10 protein-coding genes are annotated in these 14000 nt (G+C 26.8%); 4 read left to right on the forward strand and 6 right to left on the reverse strand.

The annotated features are described in order from the left end of the window. Positions 1-52: 52 nt before the first annotated feature. The 6 genes from CHTY_RS00455 to dnaX all read right to left on the reverse strand — a co-directional run bounded on the left by CHTY_RS00455 (position 53) and on the right by dnaX (position 6310). The gene (locus CHTY_RS00455; protein WP_203551966.1) at positions 53-1669 is read right to left on the reverse strand and encodes a CTP synthase; all 1617 of its coding nucleotides are present in this window, start codon (positions 1667-1669) and stop codon (positions 53-55) included. A 123-nt stretch (positions 1670-1792) separates the two neighbouring features. Then, a complete protein-coding gene (locus CHTY_RS00460) occupies positions 1793-2662 on the reverse strand; it encodes a phosphatidylserine decarboxylase (protein ID WP_203551967.1) in 870 nt (289 codons plus the stop codon). Positions 2663-2696: 34 nt separating this feature from the next. Continuing rightward, positions 2697-3380: a CDP-alcohol phosphatidyltransferase family protein gene (locus tag CHTY_RS00465; RefSeq protein WP_203551968.1), complete on the reverse strand. Its 684-nt coding sequence runs from the start codon at positions 3378-3380 to the stop codon at positions 2697-2699. Between the two features lie 167 nt (positions 3381-3547). Further along, positions 3548-4063, reverse strand: coding sequence for a DNA-directed RNA polymerase subunit delta (gene rpoE, locus CHTY_RS00470; RefSeq protein ID WP_203551969.1), 516 nt, complete (start codon positions 4061-4063; stop codon positions 3548-3550). A 102-nt stretch (positions 4064-4165) separates the two neighbouring features. Then, the gene (locus CHTY_RS00475) at positions 4166-4450 is read right to left on the reverse strand and encodes a YbaB/EbfC family nucleoid-associated protein (protein ID WP_203551970.1); all 285 of its coding nucleotides are present in this window, start codon (positions 4448-4450) and stop codon (positions 4166-4168) included. Positions 4451-4489: 39 nt separating this feature from the next. After that, positions 4490-6310: a DNA polymerase III subunit gamma/tau gene (dnaX, locus tag CHTY_RS00480; protein ID WP_308705362.1), complete on the reverse strand. Its 1821-nt coding sequence runs from the start codon at positions 6308-6310 to the stop codon at positions 4490-4492. A gap of 1642 nt (positions 6311-7952) precedes the next feature. On the opposite strand from dnaX, the gene CHTY_RS00485 reads away from it, so the two are divergent. From CHTY_RS00485 to CHTY_RS00500, 4 genes are read left to right on the forward strand one after another with little or no spacing between them, the layout of a single operon-like run. Next, a complete protein-coding gene (locus CHTY_RS00485) occupies positions 7953-9209 on the forward strand; it encodes a hypothetical protein (RefSeq protein ID WP_203551971.1) in 1257 nt (418 codons plus the stop codon). Positions 9210-9264: 55 nt separating this feature from the next. Next, the gene (locus tag CHTY_RS00490; RefSeq protein WP_203551972.1) at positions 9265-10035 is read left to right on the forward strand and encodes a hypothetical protein; all 771 of its coding nucleotides are present in this window, start codon (positions 9265-9267) and stop codon (positions 10033-10035) included. 51 nt (positions 10036-10086) lie between these two features. Beyond that, positions 10087-13335, forward strand: coding sequence for an AAA family ATPase (locus CHTY_RS00495; RefSeq protein ID WP_203551973.1), 3249 nt, complete (start codon positions 10087-10089; stop codon positions 13333-13335). Beyond that, positions 13332-13976 (forward strand): FtsH/Yme1/Tma family ATP-dependent metallopeptidase, encoded by a 645-nt coding sequence (locus CHTY_RS00500; protein WP_203551974.1) that lies wholly within the window; start codon positions 13332-13334, stop codon positions 13974-13976. The genes CHTY_RS00495 and CHTY_RS00500 overlap by 4 nt, the downstream gene beginning before the upstream one ends. Positions 13977-14000: the final 24 nt, after the last annotated feature.

The following is a 14000-nucleotide window of genomic DNA, read 5'->3' on the forward strand; positions in this document are numbered from 1 at the left end:
AGCCTTCTTAAGGATTGGCATTGATATCATCAAATAGTAACAACCCTTTTAACTATTTTTTATTTTGCAAAGCTGTCTTAATAAAATCTTTAAATAAAGGATGTGGTTTTAAAGGTCTTGATAAAAATTCAGGATGAAATTGCACTGCAATAAACCAAAGATGATTCTTAAGTTCAATTATTTCAGGCAATTTTTTTTCTAAATTAACCCCCGTAATCATAAAATCATTAGTGTTTTCGAATAAATCAAAATAATCAGGATTCATTTCAAAACGATGACGATGCCTTTCATAAACTGTCTTTTGTTGATAAATAGTTTTACTTTTGCTTCCTTCTTTAAAATCACATCGATAAGAACCTAATCTCAAAGTTCCTCCTAAATCAGTAGTAGTAATTTTTTTAGTAATAACTGGATGTGGGGTATCTTGATCAATTTCAATTGAATTAGCATGATTTAAACCCAAAACATGACGAGCATATTCAATCACTGCTAACTGCATCCCAAAACAAATCCCAAAAAAAGGAATATTATTTTCACGAGCATATTGAATAGCTATAATTTTTCCTTTAATAGCGCGAGCCCCAAAACCATGAGGGACTAAAATACCATGACAACCTTGAACCAAAGAAGCAATATTATTTTTATTTACTTTTTCAGAATCAATCCACTTAATTTCAAGATCACAATTATTATCATAAGCCGCATGTTTTAAAGCTTCTACAATAGATAAATATGCATCATGTAAAACAACATATTTCCCAATTAAAGCAATTACTACTTTCTCCTTTAAATTTCGAATCCTATCAACTAAATGATGCCATTTGGTTAAATTAGCTGGAGTATTATTGGATAATTGAAAATGTTGTAAAATAAAATCATCAATCCCTTGTTGATGCAAATTAAGAATAATTTGATAAAGCACATCAACATCTAAAGCTTCAAAAATAGCTTTATCTTTGATGTCGCATAAAGATGCTATCTTCTTTTTAGTTTCTTGATGAATAGGAATTTCGCTTCTTAAAACTAAAATTTGTGGTTGAATTCCTAAAGAACGTAATTCTTTCACACTATGTTGCGTAGGTTTAGTTTTAATTTCTTTAGCTTTTTTCAAATAAGGAACTAAAGTGGTATGCAAATATAACACATTATGATATCCAAATTCATGTCGACATTGCCTAATGGCTTCTAAAAAAGGAGCTGACTCCATGTCTCCTACTGTTCCTCCAATTTCAACAATCACTACATCTGATTGATGAAAAAAGGCCGCTTCTTTTAATTTATGTTTAATTTCTTCAGTAATATGAGGGATAACTTGCACAGTTTTTCCCAAATAGGATCCTTTTCTTTCTTTATTAATCACACTTTGATAAATTTGTCCTGCTGTCACATTAGATCTTTTACTCATATTTTCATCTAAAAATCTTTCATAATGGCCTAAATCAAGATCGGTTTCAGTGCCATCATCGGTAACAAAAACTTCTCCATGTTGATAAGGACTCATAGTGCCAGGATCAATATTAATATAAGGATCTAATTTTTGCAAACTAACCTTTAAACCTCTATTTTTCAAAATTATCCCAATAGAAGCAGCAGTAATCCCTTTGCCTAAACTAGAAACAACTCCTCCAGTAATAAAAATAAATTTAGTTTTTAAATGTCGATGATTCAAGCGCTTAAGTCCCTTCTTTATAAGAATTATTTACAATATTACCAAAAATTTAAATATTTTTTCAAACAAACACGAAAGATAAGTGTCAGCGAAAGAGGAAAGTTAAAATTAAAATACACTTTATTAAGCTATTTTTTTACCAATGACTTCAGCAATTTGAATTTGAGTTTCCCAATTTTGTTGAGTATGTTTTAAAATACGAGAATCAAAAGATACAATATTTTTCTTTACTAAAATAACAACAGTAGAACCGCCGCATTCAAAAAAACCTTTTTCTTGACCTTTTTGAAAACTTTGACAAGCATGATTTTTAATTTTGCCGACCAACAAAGCTCCTACTTCCATTTGAACAATTTGACCAAAATTTTTAGTTTGTAAAACACTATATTCTCTTGTATTTTCTTTAAAAATATTAAAACTTTGAAGAGCAATAGGATTTACTGTGTGCAATTTCCCTTTGATTTTATGAGGTTTCCCTACAAAAGTTCCTTCATCAACAAAAAGATAACGATGATAGTCATGAGGTTCTAAACGAAAAACCAATAAATAACCTTCTTGATATTGACTAGTCAATGATGGATTTTGCAATAAATCAGATAAACTATAATCAGTATTTTTAATACGGTAAAAAGCATTGTTGGTAATTGGATAAATACTTAATTTAGCTTCACAAGGGCTAATAAAAGCAGCATTGTCGCGTTCAAAAGGAATTGTTTTATATTTTCTCGTAAAAAAATCATTATAAGATTTAAATTTATTTTTTTCAAAATTATTAATCATAATTTGATGTTTTTTAATAATTTTTTGGGCATACCGACAAGACCAAGGAGTGTACCAATATAAGGTGACCATCCACGAAATGGGTCTTGTAATTAATATTTTTACAAGAATTCTTTTTAAAAAATTTTTTTCTATATTGCGATATAAAAATTTTTGAATAGCGGAAGCAGAATCTTTAGTAATCGTTTCCCCTTGTAAATTAACAATTTTCATTTTTTTACTCACTTTAATGTATTTTTATACAATTTTATACATTCCAATTTAACCATTTCGCAAATTTAAATATTAAAATAGATATGATCCAAAGGGTTCCTAAAACAGAAATGATAATTGTAATTTTTTTATTTTTGATTTTTTTTAATTCAATTTTTTTAAAAAGAAATAAAAAAGTTAAAAGAAGAAGGCAGGCGAAATGAATCCAAAAAAAAATATTTTTATCAATTGATGACACGTTTTTAAAAATCTTTTGCAATAAGCCTAAACAAGGGAAAACAATGGCTGAAGTGGTAACAGGGACACCAATAAATTTTTGAACTTGGGAATGAGAAGTGGAATATTCCTCAGTTAACACATTGTAATAAGCTAATCTAATTAAAGCAGCTAAAACGTACAAACTCCAAAAAAACCAAATTATTTTAGGTATGTCTTGTGGATCATCTAATAAAGTATAATTAATAAAAACAGGCAAAATAGCAAAACTAATCATATCAGCTAAAGAATCAATTTGTACTCCATATTTTTTTTCCAATAAAGTGCGATTTTTTTTAGTTCTGCTGACCAACCCATCAAACATATCTAAAATTCCTGAAATTAAAAGAAAAATTAAAGAATATGAATATTTATGATAAACAGCAAATCCAATACCACAAAACCCACTTATTAAATTTAGATAGGTTAAATAAGTAGTATAATTGTATAAACCTAAAAACACATTACACCTCATTTACTAATTTTTTAAAAGATTGTTTTCTTCATCATTTTAACCTTGGTATTTTTATTTCTTTTTTGCAAACTTTAAGCAGAAAGGAAAAATATAAAAAATCCTTTATACAACAAATGAATAAAGGATAAGAGTTCATAAATTTCTAAAAATAATGTTTATTTATCATAAAGATATTCATAATCATCAAATGAATCATCATAATTGTCATCTTTATCATCTGATGTTTCATCAGTATTTTTTTTGGACTCTTTTGAATTATCTTGTTCATTTTCCAACAAATTATTTTCTGATTCATCCTGAGTATTAGAATCAGTTTTATCAATTTCTGATTTATCAACCATAAAATCTACAAAATCTAAATTTTTAACTGTAATTTCATCAGGAGTAGATTCAAGTTGTTCCACATAAGGTTTTTCAAAAAAATCTTTATCCCAATAGGCTTTATTATTTTCTTTAATAAGTAAAGAATGATCATCGCAAAAAACAAATTGACCACTTAAAGTAATGTCTAAATAAAGTTGATTAATGGTTTGCGCATCTTTAAAATCTTTGATTTTATGTTTTTTACATGTTTGTTTTAATAAATCATAAATAGCAATAGGCTTATGTTGTTTTTGCATAATTTCATAAGCAGTTTCTAAAAGTGATTTAGGGGTTTTTGTTATTTTCATAATTCATGATCACCTCTTTTCAATAATTTTTTTTAATTTATCAGATTTGTTATTATGTTAGCAACCCACACCAAAAAGCTTAATAGTTGCCAACCAAATAAGTTAAAATTCTGTTAAGTCAACTGATACTCGACCCATAATTTCTTTAGAAGTTTTTTCTAATTTCTTTAAAGCTGCGTTAAAGGCTAATAAAATACTTTCTTGTAATACTTCTGTATTATTATTTTTTTCAATAATAACATCTATTACTTGTTTTGTTCCTTGCAAAACAATAATAACATCGCCAGCTTTACCAATAAATTCTTGTAATTCTAATGTTCTTTGAGCGCTTTCAATTGCTTCTTGCATTTTTTGTAATTTTGTCAACATATTAGATTTAGTTTCCATGTTTCTTCTTTTATGAACCCCCAATTAACTCTTTATTTTTTAATTAATTATTTCTACTATATTTTTACCAAAAAAATCATAAGCTAATTGTACAATAAAAGGCGTTGGAATGGATGATGAAGGTTTAATTTTATAAAAATTAATATCCCAATTACAATTTATTAAAAAAACATCAATCGACTTATTGGAATTATTTTGCAAAAAAGTCCTTAAAGATTGCCAATCTTTTTCTAAAAGGCAAATATAATCTTTAATCAGTTCGCTTTTAGCATTTAAAAGATTAAGTACATCATCTTTCATAGTCTTTTTCAACATTTGTTGACAAGCTATTTTATCTTGATATACCAAAATCATTTCTTTCGTTTGACTCAAAGCCACTAATTTCCCTTTATATAAAAGTGTAGCAGTAGTTTTTTGAAACGGATGTTGATAACGATTTTTTAATTTATCCCAAGAATTGACAATCATTTGTTTTTGAGATTGGTTATCTTGCAACAAAATATTATAAGCAGTCATCACTAAATCTTTAATCGAAGAGATATCATAATTTGGTGTTAGTGTTTGCTTCAATAATTGGGTTTTATTAGCATCGTTCAAAGGGATTTTTTCCAAAAGATTAGGATTTGTTGGATCACCCTTAATTAATGATTTAGCTAAGGGTTTCACTTGTGCGCTATGAACCGTTTTAGTTGTTGTGAAATTTTGACTATCACCTAAAGATAAAGATACAGGATTTGAAAGCATTAAAGATTCTTTTTTAGGCATTTTATGGTCAAACATACAAATTTGTAAAAAGGCGATTTCCACAAAAACTTTTTTTTGTACACTTTTTTTAAGATCTTGCTGTAATTTCATCAAAGTTTTAACAATGACATCAACATGATTCAAAGTATCATAATTTAAGGATAAGTGTTGGTTAGTTATAGTATTTTTAGTGTTTGTATTTTTCAAAGTAACTTGGTTAACATCCGCTAAACGCAAGAAGAGATAATCTTTACAAGCAGTAATTAAATCAATAATTAATAATTCTAGATTTTTGCCCGCATCACAAGCTTTTTCTAATAATTGCGAAGCTTTATGAGGTTGTTTGTCCACCAAGGCTTGCAACAAATTTTTTAAAAAGGTATCTGAAACAAGTCCTTTCACCTCTAAAACATCTTCTGAAGTGATTAAATTATTTTGATAAGAGCTGATTTGATCCAATAAGCTCAAAGCATTGCGCATACTACCTTCAGCATAATTAGCAATCGTTTGGCAAGCATCATCAGTGATCACAATTTTTTCTAAATGAGTCACTTTTTGTAATTGCCCAATAATATCTTTTGATTGTAAATTTTCGAAAGCAAAACTTTGAGCTCGCGATAAAATAGTTTCTGGAATTTTATAAATTTCGGTCGTAATTAAAATAAAAACAACATGTTGCGGCGGTTCTTCTAATATTTTTAACAAAGCATTAAAGGCATTAGGAGTAAGCACATGAACTTCATCAATAACATAAATTTTATATTGTCCCACGTGAGCTTTATATTGGATTTTATCATGAATTTCTCTAATTTCATCAACTCCATTATAAGAAGCTCCATCAATTTCAATAACATCAGTATTAGTTGTCATATTATTTTGACACGACTGACATTGATTGCAAACATCTCCTGCTTGATTTTGCAAACAATTAATAGCTTTGGCAAATATTTTGGCTAAAGTAGTTTTGCCAGTCCCTTTGTTACCGCTAAAAAGATAACAATGATTAATCTTTTGATATCTAATAGCATTTTTAAGAATTTGGATAATGATTTTTTGACCGACAACATCTTTAAAAGTTTGAGGACGATATTTTCTATATAAAACTAAATAAGACACTATCAACCCCCTTGGCATAACCATCTTTGTCATAATTGCGATATTAATAAATTTAATAAATAATCAAATTACACATATATATTAAATATTTACATATAAAAAAATCTCTTAATTATTATAACATATTATGAGAAAAAAATAAAAATACTTTTTGATTACTATCATTTTTAAATTATAAGTTTTATGATATTACAACATGATCTACGATCAAAGGAGGCGCCCTTGATTATGCCGTGATAACTGAAACAGCGTTTTTGATTTATTTATAAATATTTTTAAGTTTATAAGAGCAAAGCTCATTAATTAATAAATGATAGTAATTAGAATATGCTATTCTTTTTTATCAGTATAACTTTATTGTAACATAGCTAAGGCGCCGTTAGACCAAAAAGTTGGACTTTATGAAAAATGGAAAAGTTTTTGCTTTCTATATGTATGTGTTACCGTTTGTTTCTAAAAACACATGTATAAAAAGTTGAGACAATGAGAATGGATGTTTTTTTGGTTGAAAGTTGGAAATTTGAAGAAGTTTTGTTTATTGGCGACGGCGACTTTCGTCGGTTTTGATGTTGGTTAAGATAGTCTTGTTTTTAAAAATTATGGTCTTGAAAAAGATGGAGGAGATGGTGGTGGAGAAGCGTGGTAGTGAGCGGTAGGTTTTATGGTGCCAGCGTTGAACTGCATATCAAAGTTACCATTAAAACCAAAACTGTCGGGTGTCCAAAAATTTTCTTCGTAATTGAATGATATTGGTGAACCTTGATAAAGGCGAGTATTATTGAAAATACTTAGTTCAATGCCGCGATATAGTTCGTTGGTGTATAAAGTGCAATCTTGTTTGTTTAATAAATCTCTGACGCGATTGGCGGAATATTCAACATTCGGTTTGAAAACACAATTATCTTTCCAGTTTTGGAGTTTGGTGTCGTATTTTTGCCAATTTTTACATTGGATTTGTCGTTCGTTTCATAACATATAGAGTAGGAAACCAAAAAACTCAAACTAGGTGATTTCAACTTTTTCGGTTAACATATAGAGTAGAAAGCCAAAAAGCTTTTCTGGGTGATTTCAACTTTTTACTCTAACATATAGAGTAGGAAACCAAAAAACTCAAACTAGGTGATTTCAACTTTTTTGGTTAACATATAGAGTAGGAAGCCAAAAAGCCAAATTAGGACTTTTCAACTTTTTTGGCTAACATATAGAGTAGACAACCAAAAAAAACTTTTCTTTTAATTTGTCCTTTTCAATGACAATAAACTTGAATCAAAAAAACATTTTTTCAAAAGTCCAACTTTTTGGTCTAACTGAGTATTTTTTTATCATTCTCTTCACAAATATTTATATTTACTAATAAAATCCAAACTGAGAGCAGTTTGGATTTTTGTCTTATTAATTATCCTTAATTAACTCAATATACACAAAGACATCATCTCTTCAAATCCCTTAACGAATTAATAAGTGTTTATCTTGCAAAAAAAAAAAAAAACAAGTATAATTAAACTTAGTAAATAAAAAATAGTTTATTAAAATAATTTATGAATATATTTTATTTATTAATTTATTTACTTTATTGTTGCAAAATATTTCTTTTTATTGACTTCTTTTATCATTAAAAAAACAAAAAAGGAGATTGCTTAAAATGTGGGCAAATGAAGTTAAAAAAAGAAAAAAGAAAATTATAATAATTGTCAGTTTAGTTGTTATATCAATAATTAGCATCTTAGGAGTTTGTTGGTATTTAAAACAAAAAACAAAAACCACATCAAATTCAATTTGTGCTAATGATTCAGAAAATTTTACAAAATCAACAATAGAAATAGCAGATATTAGAAGAGTAGAAATTCCTTCATTATGGTTAGAAATATTAAAGGAGGAAAAAGAAAAAGAAGCTTTAAAACAAGATTTTCTAAAGAAAGCACAAAAAGTTAAAGAAAAATTAGAAAAACAAAAAAATGAGTTAGGAAGTGAACAAAATGAACAAGATAAACCAAAAAACTTGATAAAAACAAAAATAAACATCATCTCTGGATTATCAGAAAATAGCGATCCACTAAATTTTGTTTCTCAATCAATTACTGACCAAATTCCTGAATTAAAAGATGATTATAATAATTTCGTCACAAAAACAAAAACAGCAGACAACAACATTACAAATCGGAAAAAAGAAATAAAAAATAAATATAGCAAAAGAAAATCATTAATCGCTACTCAAGTTTTAGAACAATTTTTAAAAGAACTTAATAACTGGATCTCGAAAATACCCGAAAAAGAAGTTTTATTTGATTATCTTCATCGGGCAATTAATGAAATTAAATATTATTTATCTTTATCTTCATCTTTTAATAATAATTTTGATGCAATAATTAATTTTGTAACAAAGATTCAAATTGCAAAAAATAAATTAATTAATGAATTATATAAAACATTAGAAGAATTCAAAAATATTATTAATGTTAATTACGGAAAGACAGAAATAGATAATGGGAAATTGACGTTTGAAAATATAATTTCTAAAGAAATAACAACTATCAATCTCCAAAATTCTAATTCCAATCTATATTTTGGTTGGAGTGAAGATATGAAAGAAAATTTTAAAAATAAATTTTGCCAACAAGTACTAGATGTACCTAATGAATGGTCAGCTTTTCAAGACCATTTTAATACAGAAACAAATTTTAATCGATTTATAAAAACAAAAATAAATTATAATCCTCAAAATAATGAGGAATTTATAAAAGAAGTTTATCAATGTTTTTATATCATTGATTGTCCTTTATTAATAAATAACAAAGATCCAAAAATCCCACTTGATTTTTTAAATGACATTTTCAAATGTGGTTTCGAAACAAGGGACAAGGGACAAATGGTAATTAATGAATCAAATAGTAATTTTTAAATTTAAATAACATAATGCGTTTTCCAAAAAAAATAAATAAAGGTGATAAACTTAAATGAAAAAAAAGATATTATATATAACATTAAGTATTTTAAATTTAATATTTTTAATAATTCTTGCTACTTTTACTTTTATCAATAAAGCGAACTTAAAACAATTAACACAAAAACAAAAAGAATTATCATCAAAACCAACAACTACCAAAACTATTAAAGAAGAACCTAAGTATTTAGAAACTTTAGAAAAAAATTTAAATTTATTATTTGACTCCAAAGAATTTAGCCCAACAGCTCAAGGCTCATATCAGCAAATAAAAAACCAAATACAAGCAATAAAAGACATTCAACAAAAAAATCAACAAGATGAAGCAACAACTAAAATTTTTACAGATAGTATAAATTTTTTTGAACAAGAAGCTCAAAAGGCTAATACAAATGAATCCAGAAATGATTTTACTAATTTAGCAAGCATGATGAAAGGCTTTAAAAAAGCGTGTGATGCCAGGGATATACTAAAAGAAAGATTAGAAACACAACGCGCATATGAAAATTCACAAAATCCATTATCATCAAACGACCTAGATTTTTTAGAGAAATACCGAACATATTTAAACGCCTATGCCACTTTAATTGATTTACATACGAACAAAATAGAACAAATAGATGAATTACGTAAACAAGCAAAATCAAATGAAGAAAAAGGGTCATTACAAAAATTAAAATCAATGATAACAACAAATTTAAGTACAAAATTAATTAAATACATTAACGAAGGCAGATCCCATCCAAGTTTTCGCCAGTTAACATCAATAATAAGACAGGGATAAATTAAAATATACAAAACAATAATCAAAAAACAAAAGAAAGGACAGTATGACTTGTTAGAGCTAATTAAACAAAAATCTTATAAAAAAGTATTAAAAATAGTATCTTTTGTAGTTTTAACTATAATAACTTTCTTATCTTTAACATTTGCCTTAATTGCTTATATACATAATGTTTCTAATAACGCTAATAAATTCCCAATTGATTCTTCTCCTGACAACGAACCCCAATCAGATACTACAAATAACACTACAAACAATAAAGCTGGTTCTTTATTAAATGCATTAACCCTTCCAGAAATTAATTCAGAAGGTTTTAAAGGATTTCACGATGTTTACGGTTTAAAAGAAGTTATTCAAGAATTAACAAACGTTTGTCATCGTTTTCATCCACGTAATGCCCAAAATTATAAAAATATAAGTAGTAAAAATTTTTTAGAATACCCTAAAGGAGTTATTTTATATGGTCCTCCTGGAACCGGAAAAACTTTATTAGCAAAAGCTTTAGCAAAAGAATCACAAATGAATTTCTATACCATCACTCCTAAACATACTTTAGATGAGATTGAAGAGATATTTAAACAAGCTAGAAAAGGGAGCCCTTCTTTGATTTTCGCTGATGAAGCAGAAGAAATAATTAAATCAAGAGATGATTCTACCCATTTAGAAACCGGTGATGCTAAAAAAACCGATTTATTATTGGCTGAACTTGATGGAGTCAAAACAGACGAAGAAAACCCTATTTATTTTGTAGCAGCGACTAACCATTTAGCAAAAATTGATACCGCTATTATTTCACGTTTACAACAAGTATATGTTGGTTATTTTCCTCCTGAAGAAAGATTGGGTTATATTAACAAAATAATTAATGACATCAAAAAATTTAAAATAGAAAAGTATGCCCAAGATTATGGATTGCCTAAAATCATGGAACAATTTAACGAAGCTTTAAAAAAACCTGAAGCATACGCTAAAGCTTTAAAATTAAATAAAGATTTTTGTATTCCTGCTTTAGGACGCAAAATCATTAAAGGAATCGATGATGATAATAATCCGCATGGTAATTTAGAACCATTAAGTGATAAGTTAAAAAGAAAAGAAATCGAACAAGAATATGAACGAATACATGGACCAAATACACTTCCTAAAGATTATGATATTGAAACTTTAGAAACTATTAAAAAATATTTTTATGATATTCAATCAGGTAGAAAATTAGAAGCATTTATAAGAGATGCAGCTACAAAAGCAGCTTACAAAGGACACCAAGAAATTCAATTAGATGATTTACAAGAAGTTTTTCGTGATTATTTTGGCGAACTAGAAGAATATAAAACAATTAACGAATCATTTATTAAACGACCTTCACAAACGTTTGCTCAAACACGAGAAGGAGTCAACCCCAATCAGCAAAACATAGATGAATATGAAATACAAAGAAATAATTGCGATCAAGAAGCTCAACAAAGACAAAGATCATGTGACTATGTTTATGATGGGTCACAAAATTCACAAATTATACCCCAAACATATCAACAATATTTAGAATTGGTATTTAGGAACATAATTAATTATCCAAATGAATATTCATTTAATTCAAACTCAAGTGAGGATTTGAAGATCAAAAGAGATACTCAATTAAAACGAACTCAACTTTTTAGTTACACCGAAGAACCTGCTAACTTACAATTTATTATCGAAAATGCAAGAATTTTTTATAAAAGTTTATGTGAATTAAAAAACGGACAAACTATTTATATAAACTCATTAAAAAATATAATAAATAATGAAATTCCAAAAGAACAAGATGAAAAGTTATCAGAGCTAATAGATAATACAATTGATGCTTTGAATGATGATTCAATTTTAAATTCAAATAGGATATCGCAAAACAGCACACAAGATAATAAGAATTACGCTAAAGAGCAATTAAAAAAGCTTTTTCAAGATCCACAATTACAACATAGCCAAAATGACAACACAGATACAAATACAACCATAAATCCAATATTTAAGGGGGAAGACCTAAAAGCACCTAGTTTAAATAAAAAAGAATTAATCAATTATATGCTTGAAAAAAATAGCGAAAGTATACAAGATATTAAAAAAAATAATAACACCATTATTTATCTTTTAAACGAAATCGAAAGGAAATTTGGTCTTTTTGTTTTTAAAACAAATTATTGTAGTGATGAAATCACAAACAACCTACAAGAAGACATCAAAAGGAAAGCAACAAAATTAAATACAAGCTTAAAAAATTCTTTTTCAAAATATCAACAAGATTATAATAGCATCAAAGAAAAGCTTGAGAGTTATTTAAATAATTTAAATAAAGAACTAGAATCTCAAAAAAAAGATATTGAAAATAGATATAATAATAAGGGTCCTCAAATAATTTATTTACTAGATAAAAATAAATTAATAGAAGTGTTAACCAAAAATATTGATAATGTTGTAAAGAATTATATAAAAGAACCATTTGAAAAATTAAATCCATCACAAACAATCAATAATATAAGCGAAAACATTGTCACAAACATCAATGATTTAACAATGAAAGGCAATAAAGAAAAATTTCAAGAAGTTATAAAAACATATTATACAAACATTGCTAAATATAAAGCAGCTCAAAAACAAATAAGAGATTATCAAAATCATTATAACCAAACAAAAACAAAAATAACACAAGAACAGAAAAATGTGGAAACACAAATAGAACAAGTTCGTACCCTTATTATGTCTAAAGTAAAATTAATAAATGATTATTCAATGACACAAAATTATGAAGATATTTACCATAATTACAGTTATATTTTACAAATTGAAAAATCAATTAACGAAAAAATTGAACAGGAATTGAATGAATGTAGTCGAAAATATGAAAGTGAATATGGTTCTTTAAATGACGCAATAAATAATATGGATTCTAATATAATTAATTCATTAAAAGTTGCAACGCCAAAAAAGTTAGTAAACACAGCAAATGATATTTTAAGCCAAACACAAAATTCATTAAATCTAGATGTGTACTTAAGGAGATTAGAACAAGAAAGAAATAATACAAAACAATCAGTAAAAAACATTCATCAAAAATTTGAAGACATTAAACAACAATACGTAAAATTAGTAAACAAATTAAAAGAGCAAACAGAATCACACGGACAAGAAGGATATGAAGAGAAAACAGAAAATTATAAACAATTACAAGAAAATTTTCTAACAAATATCCTGTTATCAAATAATTTCATCCTTCCATCTTATTACTGGTTTTATAACAGCAAACCAAGGACTTTCCAATGATAACAAATCAAATAAATCAAAATTACGATAAAAACCAAAAATATCGCATTTGGTTTTGGTGTTTATTAATATTTAATTTCTTTTTACTAACTATTTTATATCTTGATAATCACGCACAAATAAAACGTTATGTATTAAATTTTTTAAATATCTATGATTTAGACGATAAAGACAGCTTATCTCAATTAGAAATTACTAGTTATCATGAAGCAGGTCACACTTTAATAATTCTTTTATATCCTGATGATTTTGAATTTTCATATGTTACAATTAATCCTTCAGGAAGAATGTTAGGTCATGCTAAATACACATATATAAACCCTAATAATTGGAAAGGCGAAGTTTTAGTTGCTTTAGGAGGAACAGCTGCTGAAAAAGAATTAGCTCAAAATAATCAAATCTCAAAAGAAATAGTAGGTAAAGGTTCGAGTTCAGACTTTAGAAAAGCCAAAAATCTTTTAAATAACCATTCCTCCAACCCTAAATCAGATTTTGATCATTATTTAAAAGAAAGCCAACAATTGCTTCATCTTAATAAAACAACTCTTAAGCAAATTGCACAACAATTACTTCTTAAAAGAACATTATCTAATAAAGATATAAAAAACATTCTTCAACAATATCCTTTACAAACAAATTAAAAAAAGACTCTAGTTAAACTAGAG

This window comes from Candidatus Phytoplasma meliae (assembly GCF_016876135.2).